This window comes from Lysobacter sp. Root667, assembly GCF_001427715.1.
Taxonomy (GTDB): Bacteria; Pseudomonadota; Gammaproteobacteria; order Xanthomonadales; family Xanthomonadaceae; genus Lysobacter.
The window spans coordinates 185,622-200,520 of the sequence record NZ_LMHF01000013.1; the positions used below are offsets into that span (position 1 = coordinate 185,622).

The 14,899-nt window shown below is 68.5% G+C and carries 15 protein-coding genes and 1 tRNA gene; 6 read left to right on the forward strand and 10 right to left on the reverse strand.

From position 1 onward, the window contains the following. Positions 1-130: 130 nt before the first annotated feature. Positions 131-574 (forward strand): hypothetical protein, encoded by a 444-nt coding sequence (locus ASD78_RS13680; RefSeq protein ID WP_162250176.1) that lies wholly within the window; start codon positions 131-133, stop codon positions 572-574. Positions 575-623: 49 nt separating this feature from the next. Here ASD78_RS13680 and ASD78_RS13685 read toward each other — a convergent pair whose 3' ends face one another. The 3 genes from ASD78_RS13685 to ASD78_RS13695 all read right to left on the reverse strand — a co-directional run bounded on the left by ASD78_RS13685 (position 624) and on the right by ASD78_RS13695 (position 3,364). Next, positions 624-863 carry a hypothetical protein gene (locus ASD78_RS13685; RefSeq protein WP_055906362.1) on the reverse strand — a complete coding sequence of 80 codons (240 nt, stop codon included), beginning with the start codon at positions 861-863 and terminating at the stop codon, positions 624-626. A gap of 247 nt (positions 864-1,110) precedes the next feature. After that, on the reverse strand, positions 1,111-2,247 hold the full coding sequence (locus ASD78_RS13690) for an acyl-CoA desaturase (RefSeq protein ID WP_056102338.1): 1,137 nt from the start codon (positions 2,245-2,247) through the stop codon (positions 1,111-1,113). Between the two features lie 7 nt (positions 2,248-2,254). Then, positions 2,255-3,364, reverse strand: a complete 1,110-nt coding sequence (locus ASD78_RS13695; protein WP_056102341.1) for a ferredoxin reductase — start codon at positions 3,362-3,364, stop codon at positions 2,255-2,257. Positions 3,365-3,450: 86 nt separating this feature from the next. Between ASD78_RS13695 and fabR the strand changes: the two genes are divergently transcribed. After that, positions 3,451-4,113 carry an HTH-type transcriptional repressor FabR gene (gene fabR / locus ASD78_RS13700; RefSeq protein ID WP_055906370.1) on the forward strand — a complete coding sequence of 221 codons (663 nt, stop codon included), beginning with the start codon at positions 3,451-3,453 and terminating at the stop codon, positions 4,111-4,113. A gap of 161 nt (positions 4,114-4,274) precedes the next feature. Here the strand turns inward: fabR and ASD78_RS13705 are convergent, their stop codons facing one another. Next, positions 4,275-4,550 (reverse strand): hypothetical protein, encoded by a 276-nt coding sequence (locus tag ASD78_RS13705; RefSeq protein WP_055906373.1) that lies wholly within the window; start codon positions 4,548-4,550, stop codon positions 4,275-4,277. Positions 4,551-4,896: 346 nt separating this feature from the next. On the opposite strand from ASD78_RS13705, the gene ASD78_RS13710 reads away from it, so the two are divergent. Together ASD78_RS13710 and ASD78_RS13715 are read left to right on the forward strand one after the other, a co-directional pair. After that, on the forward strand, positions 4,897-6,174 hold the full coding sequence (locus ASD78_RS13710; RefSeq protein ID WP_055906376.1) for a nucleotide sugar dehydrogenase: 1,278 nt from the start codon (positions 4,897-4,899) through the stop codon (positions 6,172-6,174). 87 nt (positions 6,175-6,261) lie between these two features. After that, on the forward strand, positions 6,262-7,884 hold the full coding sequence (locus tag ASD78_RS13715) for an FMN-binding glutamate synthase family protein (RefSeq protein ID WP_056102344.1): 1,623 nt from the start codon (positions 6,262-6,264) through the stop codon (positions 7,882-7,884). Between the two features lie 959 nt (positions 7,885-8,843). On the opposite strand, the gene arsC is transcribed toward ASD78_RS13715, so the two are convergent. The 3 genes from arsC to ASD78_RS13730 form a co-directional block, all read right to left on the reverse strand. Next, on the reverse strand, positions 8,844-9,194 hold the full coding sequence (gene arsC, locus ASD78_RS13720; protein WP_056102934.1) for an arsenate reductase (glutaredoxin): 351 nt from the start codon (positions 9,192-9,194) through the stop codon (positions 8,844-8,846). A 254-nt stretch (positions 9,195-9,448) separates the two neighbouring features. Further along, positions 9,449-9,523: transfer RNA gene (locus tag ASD78_RS13725), tRNA-Val, on the reverse strand. A 73-nt stretch (positions 9,524-9,596) separates the two neighbouring features. After that, entirely contained in the window at positions 9,597-10,451 is an 855-nt protein-coding gene (locus ASD78_RS13730; RefSeq protein ID WP_056102346.1) for a hypothetical protein, read from the reverse strand. A gap of 152 nt (positions 10,452-10,603) precedes the next feature. Between ASD78_RS13730 and ASD78_RS13735 the strand changes: the two genes are divergently transcribed. Next, positions 10,604-11,017: a hypothetical protein gene (locus ASD78_RS13735; RefSeq protein ID WP_056102349.1), complete on the forward strand. Its 414-nt coding sequence runs from the start codon at positions 10,604-10,606 to the stop codon at positions 11,015-11,017. Between the two features lie 100 nt (positions 11,018-11,117). Here ASD78_RS13735 and ASD78_RS13740 read toward each other — a convergent pair whose 3' ends face one another. From ASD78_RS13740 to ASD78_RS13750, 3 genes are all read right to left on the reverse strand, one after another. Continuing rightward, positions 11,118-11,315: a hypothetical protein gene (locus ASD78_RS13740; RefSeq protein ID WP_055906389.1), complete on the reverse strand. Its 198-nt coding sequence runs from the start codon at positions 11,313-11,315 to the stop codon at positions 11,118-11,120. A gap of 409 nt (positions 11,316-11,724) precedes the next feature. Continuing rightward, entirely contained in the window at positions 11,725-12,351 is a 627-nt protein-coding gene (locus tag ASD78_RS13745) for a TetR/AcrR family transcriptional regulator (RefSeq protein WP_055906392.1), read from the reverse strand. A 54-nt stretch (positions 12,352-12,405) separates the two neighbouring features. Further along, positions 12,406-12,663, reverse strand: a complete 258-nt coding sequence (locus tag ASD78_RS13750) for an acyl-CoA-binding protein (protein ID WP_055906396.1) — start codon at positions 12,661-12,663, stop codon at positions 12,406-12,408. Between the two features lie 152 nt (positions 12,664-12,815). Between ASD78_RS13750 and ASD78_RS13755 the strand changes: the two genes are divergently transcribed. Further along, the gene (locus ASD78_RS13755; RefSeq protein ID WP_056102352.1) at positions 12,816-14,804 is read left to right on the forward strand and encodes an SDR family oxidoreductase; all 1,989 of its coding nucleotides are present in this window, start codon (positions 12,816-12,818) and stop codon (positions 14,802-14,804) included. Positions 14,805-14,899 lie beyond the last annotated feature (95 nt).

Here is a 14,899-nt window from a genome sequence, read left to right on the forward strand (position 1 = left end):
GGAAGGGATGTCCGCATCCTAGGCGCAGCGCGGGGCCGCTGAAAAGCGCGGCGGCGGCCGCCTACGATTCGCCAGCGCGCCACGACGATTCGTCCCGGATCGCTTTCGCGCGTGCCGGGCGGGCGGCCTGATGGGCGCGCCGGTGGCTTTCGCCATGCGTGGACCGCCGGCGCCGTCCATCCCGCCCGGAGGTCCTCGTATGCGTCCGCTCAGCTTCGTCGTTCTCGTCATCGCCGTCGGCGCCGCCACCCAGGTCGCGGCCCAGGCCAACGTCCAGCCGCATACGCGTTACCTGGAATTGATCAATCGCGCACGCGACAGTCTGGTCTCGCTCGCGATCGCGCCGGCGGGAGGAGAGACGTTCCGGGAATTGCCGATCGGCGAGCCCCTGCGCGGCGGCGGCGCCTCGACCACGCTCGAAGTCGACGGCGGGAACTGCGTCTATGATTTCCGCATGGTGTTCCGCGACGGCCGCGCCGCGATCTATCGCGACATCGACGTCTGCCGCTATCGCAGCCTGCACGTCCGTCCGCTGCCGCGCGTGGCAACGGACGGGCGCCTCGATCAGGAATGAGAACGGTGGCGATGCCGCGGTCGTACCCGCGGCGTTCGCGCCTGCGGACCTAGATCATCAAGCCCGACGTGATCAACGCTGTGCGCGCCAGGCGCACCGCCAGCAAGCTTTTGAGATCATCGAGATCGGTTTTGCTATAGGCGTAGGCGAAATCGTTGCCGACGCCGTGGTAGTACTCGTGGCGCAGGCCATCGGCGCTTTTGCGGATCGTTCCGATCGCAACGCCGTTGTAGTGAACGTCCAAACGCCAGCTCTTGTCCGTACCGACTTCCCGATAGTCCAGGTCCATGCACCCCTCGCGCTGTCGTGGCGACCGACGACAAGGTGCCTAGGCGTGTATGAACGTAACGGGTCTCGCGCGGTTCGCGTCGCGTAACCGTATGGGTTTGTGAAAGCGGCGTCATCGTGGTCTGTGCGCGTCGTGCTAGGCGCTTTCGCGCTGTGCGCGAGCGCGCCGCGCGGCGCCCGAAAGGCTGTGGCCGCAGCGCCGGTATGCGTCGTTCAGTCGTTCAGACGTGTCCGATCGCAGCGACGGCTCAGGCCTGCGCGCGCGCCAGCCGTCGCGTCTTCTTCGCGGGCGGACGGCTGGGCAGGGCGTGACGCAGGATGCGCCAGATCACCTGGCCGAACTGACGCGGCAGCGAACCGGTGTTGTAGTGCTGACCGTAGCGCGCGCAGATGTCGCGCACGTCGACCGCCATCGCGGCGTAGCGGTGGGCGGGGATGTCGGGGAAGAAGTGGTGTTCGATCTGGTGGCTGAGGTTGCCGGTCATCAGATCCATCAGCTTGCCGCCGCTGAGGTTGGACGAGCCGCGCAGCTGGCGCAGATACCAATGCCCGCGCGATTCGCCGGCCACCGATTCCTTGGAGAAGGTTTCGGCGTCGGCGGTGAAATGGCCGCAGAAGATCACGGTGTAGGTCCACAGGTTACGCAGCACGTTCGCCACGATGTTGCCCAACAGCACCGGCAGGAAGAACGGGCCGGCCAGCAGCGGGAAGAACACGTAGTCCTTGAGCACCTGGCGCGCCATCTTGCGGCCGACCGGACGGAAATGCTTGCGCAGCTGCGCGGTAGTGGTCTTGCCGATCCACCAGCGACCCAGGCGCAGGTCCTGGATCGCCACGCCCCATTCGAACAGCAGGGCGAAGATCACCGCGACCAGGAGCTGGAACAGGTAATACGGCTTCCAGCGCTGCTCCGGGAACAGGCGCAGCAGGCCGTAGCCGATGTCGTCGTCCATGCCGCGCACGTTGGTCCAGGTGTGGTGCTGGTAGTTGTGGGTCTTGCGCCAGTTGTCGCTGGTGCCGGCGATGTCCCATTCGTAGGTCTTGCCGTCCAGGTGCGGGTCGCGCATCCAGTCGTACTGGCCATGCATGACGTTGTGGCCGAGTTCCATGTTCTCCAGGATCTTGGACAGCGCCAGCAGCAGCGTGCCGCCGATCCAGGCCGGTACCAGCACGCCGGGCAGGAAGGCGCCGGCGATCGCGCCGAGCATCAGCAGGGCGCGTCCGGCGAAGCCGGTGTAGCGCACCGATGCGACGATGGCGCGGATGTAGTCGGCGTCGCGCTGGCCGAGCTGGGCGGCGGTGCGCGCGCGCACGGCGTCGAGTTCGGTGCCGAAGCGTTCGAGTTCTTCGGCGCTGAGGACGCGGTTGCGGGAGGTCGTGGTCATGGCCGGGTCACAGATCGAGGACGAGGTCGCTGGTCGCGCTGTTCACGCACAGGCGCAACGCGGACACCGGTTCGTGCTGGACGTCGCCGGTGTGCAGGTGGAGGGTGCTGCCCGAGCGCTTGCCGCAGGCGCAGGTGTTGCAGATGCCCATGCGGCAGCCCGACGCCGGCTTGATGCCCTGCGCTTCCAGGGCCGACAGCAAGGACTGCCCGCGCGCCACGGTCAGGCTGCGGCCGCTGGCGGCCAATGTGAGCTGGACCGTGCCCTGCGTTTCCAAGCTGCGCGGCGGCGGGCTGAAGGCTTCGGCCTGGAACGAACGCGCTTGCGCGGCGAGCAGCTCGCGGGCCTGGTCGACGAAGCCGCCCGGGCCGCAAGCGTAGACCTGGCGCTGCGCCGGATCGGCGACGCTCGCTGCGAGTAGGGCCGCGTCGATGCGGCCCTGGCCTTCGTCGGCGGCGCTCGCGGCCTCGCCGGTGAGCAGGAAGCGCACGACGAAGTGCGGATGGGCTGCAGCGTAGCCGCGCAGCTCGTCAACGAAGCACAGTTGCTCGCGCAGGCGCGCCCAGTACAGCAGGGTCAGCGGCGCGGGCATGCCGCGTGCGGCGAGATCGCGGGTCAGCGCGATCAGCGGGGTGATGCCGCTGCCGGCGGCCAGGAACAGGCGCGGGACGTCCGCAGCGGCCGGGTCCAGAGTCATCTCGCCGAAGGCCGGGCCGAGTTCGAGCACATCGCCGACCCGGGCCTGCTGGCAGAGGTGGCGGCTGAGCTTGCCGTCGGCGACCGCCTTGACGGTGATCGCGATACGGCCGTCGCGGCCGGGCAGGCCGGTCGGGCTGTAGCTGCGGGTCACCCGGACGCCGTCGATCTCGGCGCTGAGGTTGAGGTGCTGCCCAGGGCGGCTGCCGCCCCAGTGGCGGTTCGGGTGCAGGACCAGGGTCACCGCGTCGGCGGATTCGGCGCGGCGCTCGACGATCCGCGCCAGCGGGCGCTCCCAGGACCAGGTCGGATGCAGGCGCGAAGCCCAGAAGTCGAACACGCCGGGAGACACCCAGGGCCGGGCCAGGCGCCTGAACGGGCCGTCGGTGCGGGAGGGGGCGGGACGTAGTTGGGCACTCATGAGGCGTCACTATACACGTGAGAGCACAAGTGTATAGACATATGTATATTAACGGCCGCCGCTATGATGCAGGCCCAATCCCGTCCATGCTCGATTCCGTGACCCAGCGCTCCCTATCTGCCGACGACGACGCGGGCTCCGGCCGCAAGGCCGCGATTTCGCGCGACGACCTGCTGGCGGCAGCGCTGCGCCTGATCGGACCGCACCGCAGCGTCTCCAGCCTGAGCCTGCGCGAAGTGGCGCGCGAGGCCGGGATCGCGCCCAACAGCTTCTATCGCCAGTTCCGCGACATTGACGAGCTGGCGGTCGCGCTGATCGACCTGGCCGGGCAGTCGCTGCGCAAGATCGTCGGCGCCGCCCGCCGGCGCGCGGCGACCAGCCACAGCATCGTCCGCGACTCGGTGACCGCCTTCATGGAGCAGGTGCGCGCCGACGACAAACTGCTGCACGTGTTGCTGCGCGAGGGCACGGTCGGTTCCGACGCGTTCAAGCAGGCGGTCGACCGCGAGCTGACTTTCTTCGAGGAAGAGCTGCGCATCGACCTGGTGCGGCTGTCCGCGGCCGAAAACACGACCCTGCACGAGCCGGCCCTGGTGGCCAAGGCGATTACCCGACTGGTGTTCGCGGTCGGCGCCACCGCCATGGACCTGCCGCCGCACAAGGACGCCGAGCTGATCCAGCAGCTCACCCAGATGGTGCGGATGATCCTGGCCGGCGCGCAGGCGATGGCGCGGAGCGAGGCGGGCTAGCGCGTCGCGTACGGTGGCGCTGGGCTAGGACCCGCACACAAGAGAACGACAAGGTGAGGCTGGGTAGGGCGAGCCTCCGCGCACCATCGCCCCCACACCTGGGCGACGAATACCGAGCGAGCTTCGCTGCGCCGGCGTGAAGCGATCCCGCCGGTCGCGAATCAGCGCCCGCCGCTGACCGCCACCAAACGCGGCCGCGCCGCCGACCGTGCCGCCGCGACCTCGAAATGCCGCACTTGCGTGCCCAGCGCGAGTTGGCCGGACGGGGCGTAGATCTGCACACGCACATCGACGCGGTGGGCCTTGGCGTGCTCGACTGCGTCCTGGCGCGCGGCTTCGCCAGCGGCCTGCAGGCTGTGGTGCGGCTCGCTGGTGGCCGGACTGCAGATCAGGTGGCCGTGGTTGTGCTGTTCGCGGAGTTCGACTCGATACGGCATGGCGCGGGTCCCGGTGGCGAAGGCGGTTCCGGCCGGGTGCGGGCCGGGGCGTCGGGCGTGGCAGCCGCCAGACACGGCGAGTCTGCCCCCTTTGGTGTAGACGAACTGTCGGTGGATGCCTGACGCGCGTGTAGGAAAAGTCCGAACGGCCGCGCTCGGCCGGCTCGGGCTGGCGTTCGTGCCGCTGGCCCGGTCCGCGTGGCCGCAGGTCCCGATACCGACGGTCGCGGGCGACAACCGCGCTGTCGCCCGCCTGCTCGCGGCCTGGAGCGGCCCCTATAATCGGCCGGCGCCTGGCCCGGGCCTTCCGGGGACGGTAGCGTTCCTCACACCATCAGGGCAGGGCATGCAGGATCTGGCAAGCGCACGCATCGCGGTGATCGGCCTGGGCTACGTCGGGCTGCCGCTCGCGATCGAGCTGGGCAAGCGCTACGACACCCTGGGCTACGACATCGACGCCGCGCGCGTCGCCACGCTGGTCGCCGGCGAGGACGGCAACGGCGAAGCCGGGGCCGAGGAGATCGCCGCCGCCACGCGCCTGCGCTTGAGCGCCAACGCCGACGACCTGGGCGACCGCGACGTGTTCGTGGTCACCGTGCCCACGCCGGTGGACGAGCACAAGCGTCCCGACTTCAATCCGCTACTGCAGGCCAGCCGCCGCATCGGCGGCCTGATGCGCCCCGGCGCGCTGGTGATCTACGAATCCACGGTGTACCCGGGCGCGACCGAGGAAATCTGCGTGCCGGAGCTCGAGCGCGCCTCGGGCCTGCGCTACAACGTCGATTTCCACGTCGGCTACAGCCCGGAGCGGATCAATCCCGGCGACCGCCAGCGGCGCCTGGTCGACATTCCGAAAGTGACCTCGGGTTCGACGCCCGAGGCGGCCGAGTCCGTCGACGCGCTCTACCGCAGCATCATCCTCGCCGGCACCCACAAGGCCTCGAGCCTGCGCGTGGCCGAAGCGGCCAAGGTGATCGAGAACACCCAGCGCGACGCCAACATCGCCCTAGTCAACGAATTCGCGCTGATCTTCCAGCGCCTGGGCATCGACACCACCGAAGTGCTGGAAGCGGCCGGCACCAAGTGGAACTTCCTGCCGTTCCGCCCCGGTCTGGTCGGCGGGCATTGCATCGGCGTGGATCCGTACTACCTGATCCAGAAGGCCCAGGCCGCCGGCTACCACCCCGAGATCCTGCACGCCTGCCGCCGCATCAACGACGCCATGGGCGAGCATGTCGCCGCCGACGTGATCAAGCGCATGATCCAGCGCGGCGCCGCGGTCGCCGGTTCGCGCATCCTGATCCTGGGCCTGGCGTTCAAGGAAAACTGCCCCGACCTGCGCAACACCCGGGTGATCGAACTGGCGCGCCAGTTCGGCGAGTACCGCGCCCAGGTCGATATCCACGATCCCTGGGTCGATGCCGCGCATGCGCGGCGCGAGTACGGCGTGGAAGTGCTGGCGCAGCCGCCGCTGGGCGCCTACGACGCGGTCGTGCTGGCGGTCGCGCACGACCAGTTCCGCGCGATGGGCGCGGCCGGCGCGCGCGCCTACGGCCGTCCGGGTGCCTTGCTGTACGACATCAAGAGCGTCTATCCGCGCGACCAGATCGACGCCCGGCTTTGATCCGGCCGCGGTAAGCGCGGCGTCGCGGCCCGCGCGGCGCGCGACCGCGCTATGCTCGGCGCAGCCCGCGATCGAAGCCGTTCGACTATGCGCTACGCCGTCTACATCGCCAGTGTGATCCTGCTGCTCGCGTCGGTGCTGATCGCGAGCCTGTGGGAGCCGGACTGGTGGTGGGGCGCGCTGGCGTTCGGCGCGATCGCCGCACTGGGCACCTGGGACCTGCTGCAGACCCGCAGCACCTTGCGCCGCAACTATCCGGTGCTCGCCCATTTCCGTTACGGCCTGGAATCGATCGGGCCGGAGATGCGCCAGTACTTAATCGAGGCCGACACGGCCGAGGTGCCGTTTTCGCGCCAGCAGCGCGCCCTGGTCTACCAGCGCGCCAAGTCGGCCAACGACGTGCGTCCGTTCGGCACCCAGCAGGACGTCTACGGGCACGACTACGAGTGGATCAACCACTCGATGGCGCCGACTGCGCACGTCGAACACGATTTCCGGATCGAGATCGGCACCGGCACCGCGCATCCGTACTCGGCTAGCGTGTTCAACATCTCGGCAATGAGCTTCGGCTCTTTGTCGGCCAACGCGATCCGCGCGCTCAACCGCGGCGCCCGTCTCGGCGGCTTCTACCACGACACCGGCGAAGGTTCGATCTCGCCCTACCACCGCGAGAACGGCGGCGATCTGGTCTGGGAAATCGGTTCGGGCTATTTCGGCTGCCGCGACGAGCAGGGCCGTTTCGACCTGGCGCGCTTCACCGCGGCCGCGGCCGACCCGCAAGTGAAGATGATCGAGATCAAGCTGTCGCAGGGCGCCAAGCCCGGTCATGGCGGGGTGCTGCCGGCGGCCAAGGTCAGCGCCGAAATCTCGGCCACGCGCGGCGTGCCGATGGGCCAGGACTGCGTGTCGCCGGCCAAGCACAGCGCCTTCGACTCGCCGCGCGGCCTGCTCGAATTCGTGGCGCGCCTGCGCGAGGCCTCGGGTGGCAAGCCGACCGGTTTCAAGCTGGCGATCGGCCACCCCTGGGAATGGTTCGGCATCGCCAAGGCCATGCACGAGACCGGGCTGCTGCCGGACTTTATCGTCGTCGACGGCGCCGAAGGCGGCACCGGTGCGGCGCCGGCGGAATTCATCGACCACGTCGGCGTGCCCATGCACGAGGCGCTGATGCTGGTGCACAACACCTTGGTCGGGCTGGAACTGCGCGACCGCATCCGGATCGGCGCGGCCGGCCGCATCACCAGCGCCTTCGACATCGCCCGCACCCTGGCGATGGGCGCAGACTGGTGCAATGCGGCGCGCGGCTACATGTTCGCGCTGGGCTGCATCCAGGCCCAGAGCTGCCACACCGACCGCTGCCCGAGCGGCGTGGCCACCCAGGACCCGAACCGCTGGCGGCATCTGGACGTGCCCGACAAAGCCACGCGCGTATTCCATTTCCACGACAACACGCTCAAGGCGTTGCGCGACCTGCTGTGCGCGGCCGGCTTGTCGCATCCGCAGCAGCTGGGGCCCGAGCACATCCTGCGTCGGGTGTCGGCGACCGAAGTGCGGTCGCTGGGCGCGCTGTACAACTTCCTCGCGCCCGGCGACCTGCTCGGGCGGATTCCGGACCATGCCGTGTTCCAGAGCTACTGGGCCGACGCGCGCAGCGATTCGTTCGCGCCGCCGGACAAGGTGGCGTCGCTGCGGGGCAGCAAGTCGATGTGATCCGCCGCTCCTACCCCAAAGCAGTGCTGCGGCTTAGAGCAGTTCCAGCACCTGTTCGGACAGTCGTCCGATCGGTACCCGTCCTTCGTGGGCGATTCCGCAGTAGGAGCGGCGTAAGCCGCGATCGAACCCGCACACCGCGACGCGAGCATCAACCTGGGATGGAACTCAATCGCGGCTCACGCCGCTCCCACAGGGGGGCGGGGGTAATTCCGCATCGCTTGTGGACGAAGCTAGTCGAGTTCGCTGTAGGAGCGGCGTAAGCCGCGATCGAACCCGCACACCGCGACGCGAGCATCAACCTGGGAGGGAACTCAATCGCGGCTCACGCCGCTCCCACAGGGCGCGCGGGCGATTCCGCATCGTTTATGGACGAAGCCCGTCGAGTTCGCTGTGGGAGCGGCGTAAGCCGCGATCGAACCCGCACAGAGCGGCGCGAGCATCAACCTGGGATGGAACTCAATCGCGGCTCACGCCGCTCCCACAGGGCGCGCGGGCGATTCCGCATCGTTTGTGGACGAAGCCCGTYGAGYTCTCTGTAGGAGCGGCGTAAGCCGCGATCGAACCCGCACACCGCGACGCGAGCATCAACCTGGGATGGAACTCAATCGCGGCTCACGCCGCTCCCACAGGGGGGCGGGGGGAATTCCGCATCGCTTGTGGACGAAGCTAGTCGAGTTCGCTGTAGGAGCGGCGTAAGCCGCGATCGAACCCGCACACCGCGACGCGAGCATCAACCTGGGATGGAACTCAATCGCGGCTCACGCCGCTCCCACAGGGGGCGGGGGCGATTCCGCATCGCTTGTGGACGAAGCTCGTCGAGCTCTCTGTAGGAGCGGCGTAAGCCGCGATCGAACCCGCACACCGCGGCGCGCGCATCAACCTGGGATGGAGCTCAATCGCGGCTGACGCCGCTCCCACAGGGGTTGTGGGCGATGCCGGATCGTTGTCCGGACGCGTCAGAGCAGGTCCAGCACCCGCTCCGGCGGTCGTCCGATCAAGGCGCGGCCGTTGTGCACGAACACCGGACGTTCGATCAGCTGCGGGTGCGCGGCCATCGCCGCGATCAGGGCGTCGTCGTCCAGGGCGGGATCGTCGAGACCGAGCGCGGCGTAGGCGTCCTCGCCGCTGCGCAGCAGGGCACGCGCGGGCAGGGCGAGCAGGCGCAGCAGGTCGCACAGTTCGTCGGCATCGGGTGCGCTGTCGAGGTAGGCCACGATCCGCGGTTCGATGCCGTTTGCCTGCAGCAGTTCCAGCGCGGCGCGCGATTTCGAGCAGCGCGGGTTGTGGTAGAGGCGGGTGTCGCTCATGGCGCGCTCCTGCGGGCTGTCGGCGCCGGCCTGGACGGCCAAGTCGCACGGGTGGGTCACGGCTGGGTTCGGAGCATCAAAGCTTCGAGAACCCGAACTCCAAACCCTAAGCCCGAACCTCGGGACTTTGAGTCCGGGGACTTTGAACCCAGGCTCAGAACCACAGGGCCCCGAGTCGGGGCTCTGAAACCTGGGCCCGAAACCCGGGACCCGGAAAAGACGAAGGCCGGCTTGCGCCGGCCTTGGTCCGTATCTGGTGGGCGGTACAAGTTTCGAACTTGTGACCCCTGCCGTGTGAAAGCAGTGCTCTACCGCTGAGCTAACCGCCCAAATACTTGGGCCGCAGATTGTAGGGGGCGGGCGCGGACTAGGCAAGCCTGGCCGTCGCTGCGCCCCTCCGGTTCATTCCAGCTGCGCGCGCGCGTAAGCCCCGTCCAGCGCCTCCATGGCGTCGATCGGCTTGAGTTTCGCGGCTTTTTCGTAGGCCGCGGCGGCCGCGTCCTCCTGCTTGTCGCCGTGCAGCAGCATCAGCACGTTGCCGTGTTCGATGTGGGCGATGGGCGAGTCCGGGGTCAGCTTGAGCGCGGTCTTGATGTGCTTGTCGGCCTCGGCGGCCTTGGCGCCGTAGGTCAGGCCGCCGATCATCGCGCCGACCTTGCCGATGATCTCGGCGTGGTACAGCGCCATCGCGGTGTGGGCTTCGGCGTGCTTGGGGGCGAGGTCGAGGGTGGTGTCGAGGGCGGCGCGGACCTTGCCGGCGATGCCGGCCTTGAGCGCCTTGGCGATGCTCAGGCCCTGGCTGTAGCGGCCCAGGGCGAACGCGTGGCGGTAATGGCTGTTGGCGTCGTCGGGCAGGGCCTTGACCGCGGCCTCGGCGAGTTTGGCGGCGTGCTCGTAGCGCTTGAGCTTCTCGTCGTCGTCGTCGACCAGATAGGTGGCGTGGATGCCCAGCGCCTTGACCGCGACCGAGGCGCCGGCCGGGCCCAGCGCTTCGCCGGCGTCGAAGGCGGCCTTGAAGTCGCCGCGATGGAAGGCGCGCCAGGCGTCCTGCAGGGCGGCGGCGAGCGCGTCGGCGTCCAGGCCCTTGGGCGCGGCTTTGCCCGCTTGCGCGATCAGCGCGGCGGCGCGCTTGGCGTCCGGATAGGGTTCGGTGTCGCCGGCGTGCAGCTTGGGCCAGGCTTTCTTGAGGGCGTCGCCGGCGTAGGCGTAGCCTTTGGCATCGTGCGGAAAAGCGGCCCAGGCGGATTTCGCGGCCATCTGCGGTCCTTGTCGACAGGTCGGGAGCGCAGCATCCCGCCGCGGGCGGTGTTCTGGCAAGGGCCGGCGCGGGCTAGTGTGATTGCTCCATGGGCCTTGGCCACAGTGGCGCTCGAGAAACCGGCCCTCCGGCCGGTCAGCGGAGCAGTCAGATGGCAACCGTCAAACGCAAAACCCGCGCGGCGAAGCAGACCACGCTGCGCCACCTGTGGCTGGCCGGACTCGGTCTGGTCTCGATCGCACGTCGCGGCAGCCTGGATGCGGCCGGCCGCGCGGTCGAGCGCGCCGATGCGCTGCAGCGCCGGGCGCAGAGATTCGTACGCGAAGCGCGCGGCAACGTGCGCGCGCAGCTGGACAACGTACGCGGGCAGGTCGAACCGCGGGTGGTGAAGTTCAGTGCCGAGGTCGAGACCCGTCTGGCGCCGGTGCTGGACAAGCTGGGCCTGAAGCCCAAGAGCCAGCGTCCGCTGCGCAAGGCGCGCAAGACCGCCAAGGCGGCGAAGAAGCCGGCGCCGGCGCGGCGCGCGGTGCGCAAGCCGCCCAAGCGTGCGGCCCGCAAGGGCTGAGCGCGACCCGATCGGGAATGAAACAAGGGCGCCGAACGGCGCCCTTGTCTTGTGCGGCCCGGCACGGGGCGAGCCGGACCGCGCAGCCTCACGTCTGCGATCAGGGGATCGGGCAGCCGTAGTTGCGCAGGCAACGGTAGTAGGCCAGTTCGCAGGCGGTTTCGTCGCCGCCGTTGTTCAGGCACTGGCCGTACTGCGCAGCGCAGTTGTTCGGCCGGCACACGGCCCAGGCGGCGCTGGAGCTGAGCATCAGGACGGCGGCGGCGAGCAGCACGGTCTTGCGGCGGAATACGTTCATGGGCACTCCTTTCCTTGGGGTGGGCGGGGACCTTCCCGCGCAGAGAACCCTAGACCCGGACACGATGTGAATTCGCGCGCTGCTGCGCGGTTTGCGTTGCTGCGCTACCGCAAGTCGTGGCAAGCCGGCGCTGGGGCAGGGGCGGCGTGAGCCCGCGACCGGGGTGTCCGGTTGAGGGCAGGGCATCGCCTGGGTGCGAGGCTATCGCGGCTTACGCCGCTCCCACAGCCGGGGCGGCGCTTCGCGTTGGGGTAGGAGCGGCGTAAGCCGCGACCGCGCGGCGCGGTCGCCTGCGCGGGCCGGTTCGTCGGGCATCGGAACCGATCCGCACCGCCGGGTTTTCGTCGCGGCCGCCAGCGTTCGGTCGCGGCTTACGCCGCTCCTACCCTAGAGTTACGGCGACGGCGACTCAGTCCAGGTAGGCCCGGGTCAGGGTGTTGAGGTGCAGGCGCTCGGCGTCGCGCAGGAACGGCGCCATCAGCATCATCACCTGGACGATGCCGTCGCGGATCGCGGCGTGTTCGTCCTTGTCGCCGCGCGCGGAAGCGTAGTTGAGCCAGAAGGTCGCGATCACCAGCACATTGGTCGCGGTCGCGGCCAGTTCGTCGCCGGAGGCACGCATCACCCCGGCCTGCGACAGGCCGCGCATGACCGTATGCGCCTGTTCGTCGGCGCGCTTGAGGATGCGGGCGAAGCGCAAGCGCAGGCGGCGGTTGCGGCTGAGGATCTCGACCAGGTCGCGGTACAGGAAGCGGTAGTCCCAGATGCACTCGAACACCAGGTGCAGTTGCAGCCAGATGTCCTCGAGTCCGGGCAGGCGCCCCTGCGGCGCGGCGAGCGCGCCGTCCATGCGCTCTTCGTAGCGCGCGAACAGCTGCTCGATGATGTCGTCCTTGTTGCGGAAGTGGTAGTACAGATTGCCCGGGCTGATTTCCAGCTCGTCGGCGATATGGTTGGTGGTGACGTTGGGCTCGCCCTGGGCGTTGAACATGGTCAACGCGGCGTCGAGGATGCGCTGGCGGGTCTGTTTGGCCACGGGATCAGCCCGCCCTGCAACGTAGCGCCGTCGGTCGGCGCGCCCCGCGCGGCATCAGCCGCGCAGCTTCTTCACGAGGTCGACGTACTTCTTCATCGCCTCGTCCTGGCCGGTGCCCTTGAGCTTCGCCCAGGCCTCGTACTTGGCGGTGCCGACGAAGTCGAAGAACCCCGGCTTGGGACCGGCGACGTCGCCCTCGGCGCCCTGTTTGTACAGCGCGTACAGGCGCAGCAGGGTGTCGTTATCGGGGCGCTCGGACAGCGCCTGCACATCCTTTGCGGCTTGCTCGAAACTCGACTTCAGATCGGACATGGTGTGCCCCTCCCGGCGACCAAGGTGATGGGGCATTACCGCATGCACCGACGGGGTGGTCAATACGGAAGGGAATTGTTCGCCGGCCCGGGCTCTGGCAACGTAGGCGCATACCGCCGCCGTGCGGCCGACTTGGGGTCAAGGAGAGGGGCATGAGTTATTTCGTTACCGGCGCTACCGGGTTCATCGGCCGATTCCTGGTCAGCAACCTGCTCAAGCGCAAGGGCACGATCCATGTGCTGGTGCGTAAGGATTCGCAGAAGAAGTTCGACGCCACGGCCAAAAAGATGGGCTGGGACCTGAAGCGGGTGATCCCGGTCTACGGCGACATGACCGCGGCCAAGTGCGGTCTCAGCGCCGCCCAGCTGCGCGCGCTCAACGGCAAGATCAAGCATTTCTTCCATCTGGCCGCGATCTACGACCTCACCGCCAGCGCCGAATCGCAGCGCGCGGCCAACATCGACGGCACCCAGCACGCGCTGGACCTGGCCGCGGCGATCGGCGCCGGCTGCTTCCACCACACCAGTTCGATCGCCGCCGCCGGCATGTACCAGGGCGTGTTCCGCGAGGACATGTTCGACGAGGCCGAGGGCCTGGACGATCCCTACCTGCGCACCAAGCACGATTCCGAGGGCCTGGTCCGGGCCGAGAAACGGGTCAAATGGCGTATCTACCGTCCGGGCATGGTGGTCGGCCATTCGCAGACCGGCGAGATGGACAAGATCGACGGCCCGTACTACTTCTTCACCTTCCTCAAGAAGCTGCGCGAAATGCTGCCGCCGTGGATGCCGACCCTGGGCATCGAGGGCGGGCGCATCAACATCATCCCGGTCGACTACGTGGTCGATGCGATGGACCACATCGCGCACAAGCCCAAGCTGGACGGCCATTGCTTCCACCTGACCGACCCGGAACCGCAGCGCGTCGGCGAGGTGCTCAACACCTTCGCCCGCGCCGGCCACGCGCCGGAGATGACCATGCGCATCGACGCGCGCATGTTCGCCTTCGTGCCCTCGGGCATCCGCGGCGCGGTCGGCAACCTGCCGCCGGTCAAGCGCTTCATCGGCATGCTGCTGCGCGACTTCAAGATTCCCAAGGAGGTGATGAAGTTCATCACCTATCCGACCCGCTTCGACAACCGCGAGACCGAACGCGCGCTGCGCGGCAGCGGGATCAAGGTGCCGCACCTGGACGGCTACGCCTGGCGCCTGTGGGACTACTGGGAACGCCACCTGGACCCGGACCTGTTCATCGACCGCACCCTCAAGGGCAAGGTCCGCAACAAGGTCGTGGTGATCACCGGCGGCTCCTCGGGCATCGGCCTGGCGACCGCGGAGAAGGTGGCCGCGGCCGGTGCGATCACGGTCATCGTCGCGCGCGGCGAGGAAGAACTGTTCAAGGCCCGCGACGCGATGAAGGCGGCCGGCGGCAAGGTCTTCGCCTACACCGCGGACCTGGCCGACATGGCCGACTGCGACCGCCTGGTCAAGCAGATCCTGGGCGAGCACGGCCACGTCGACATCCTGGTCAACAACGCCGGCCGTTCGATCCGCCGTTCGATCGAACTCAGCTACGACCGCTTCCACGATTTCGAACGCACCATGCAGCTCAACTATTTCGGCAGCCTGCGCCTGATCATGGGCTTCATGCCGAAGATGACCGAGCGCCGCAAGGGCCACATCATCAACATCTCCTCGATCGGCGTGCTGGCCAATTCGCCGCGCTTCTCGGCCTACGTGGCCAGCAAGGCGGCGCTGGACGCGTTCAGCCGCTGCGCCCAGGGCGAGCTGTCGGGCAAGGGCATCAGCTTCACCACCATCAACATGCCGCTGGTGAAGACGCCGATGATCGCGCCGACCAAGATGTACGACAGCATCCCGACCCTGAGCCCGGACGAAGCCGCCGACCTGGTGGTCAAGGGCATCATCGAGCGGCCGAGCCGGATCGCCACGCGCCTGGGCATCTTCGCCTCGGTGGTCAACGCGCTGGCGCCCAAGGCCTACGAGGTGGTGATGAGCACCGCCTTCGAGCTGTTCCCGGACTCGGCCGCGGCCAAGGGCGACCGCAAGGGGCTGAAGGACGAGCACGCCAGCAACGAGCAGATCGCGTTCGCGGCGCTGATGCGCGGCGTGCATTGGTAGGCGCGCAGCGGCATGCCGTCATGGAATCGGCCGCCTTGCGCGGCCGATTCTTTTTGGGGCTGGGCTCGAAGCGGGGGTAGGCCTTTTTGGGCAGA

Excerpts from the sequence above, each read along its gene's own strand:
- ASD78_RS13680 (WP_162250176.1), top strand. The coding sequence starts at position 131 with ATGGGCGCGCCGGTGGCTTTCGCCATGCGTGGACCGCCGGCGCCGTCC.
- ASD78_RS13685 (WP_055906362.1), bottom strand. The coding sequence starts at position 863 with ATGGACCTGGACTATCGGGAAGTCGGTACGGACAAGAGCTGGCGTTTG.
- ASD78_RS13690 (WP_056102338.1), bottom strand. The coding sequence starts at position 2,247 with ATGACCACGACCTCCCGCAACCGCGTCCTCAGCGCCGAAGAACTCGAA.
- ASD78_RS13695 (WP_056102341.1), bottom strand. The coding sequence starts at position 3,364 with ATGAGTGCCCAACTACGTCCCGCCCCCTCCCGCACCGACGGCCCGTTC.
- fabR (WP_055906370.1), top strand. The coding sequence starts at position 3,451 with ATGCTCGATTCCGTGACCCAGCGCTCCCTATCTGCCGACGACGACGCG.
- ASD78_RS13705 (WP_055906373.1), bottom strand. The coding sequence starts at position 4,550 with ATGCCGTATCGAGTCGAACTCCGCGAACAGCACAACCACGGCCACCTG.
- ASD78_RS13710 (WP_055906376.1), top strand. The coding sequence starts at position 4,897 with ATGCAGGATCTGGCAAGCGCACGCATCGCGGTGATCGGCCTGGGCTAC.
- ASD78_RS13715 (WP_056102344.1), top strand. The coding sequence starts at position 6,262 with ATGCGCTACGCCGTCTACATCGCCAGTGTGATCCTGCTGCTCGCGTCG.
- arsC (WP_056102934.1), bottom strand. The coding sequence starts at position 9,194 with ATGAGCGACACCCGCCTCTACCACAACCCGCGCTGCTCGAAATCGCGC.
- ASD78_RS13730 (WP_056102346.1), bottom strand. The coding sequence starts at position 10,451 with ATGGCCGCGAAATCCGCCTGGGCCGCTTTTCCGCACGATGCCAAAGGC.
- ASD78_RS13735 (WP_056102349.1), top strand. The coding sequence starts at position 10,604 with ATGGCAACCGTCAAACGCAAAACCCGCGCGGCGAAGCAGACCACGCTG.
- ASD78_RS13740 (WP_055906389.1), bottom strand. The coding sequence starts at position 11,315 with ATGAACGTATTCCGCCGCAAGACCGTGCTGCTCGCCGCCGCCGTCCTG.
- ASD78_RS13750 (WP_055906396.1), bottom strand. The coding sequence starts at position 12,663 with ATGTCCGATCTGAAGTCGAGTTTCGAGCAAGCCGCAAAGGATGTGCAG.
- ASD78_RS13755 (WP_056102352.1), top strand. The coding sequence starts at position 12,816 with ATGAGTTATTTCGTTACCGGCGCTACCGGGTTCATCGGCCGATTCCTG.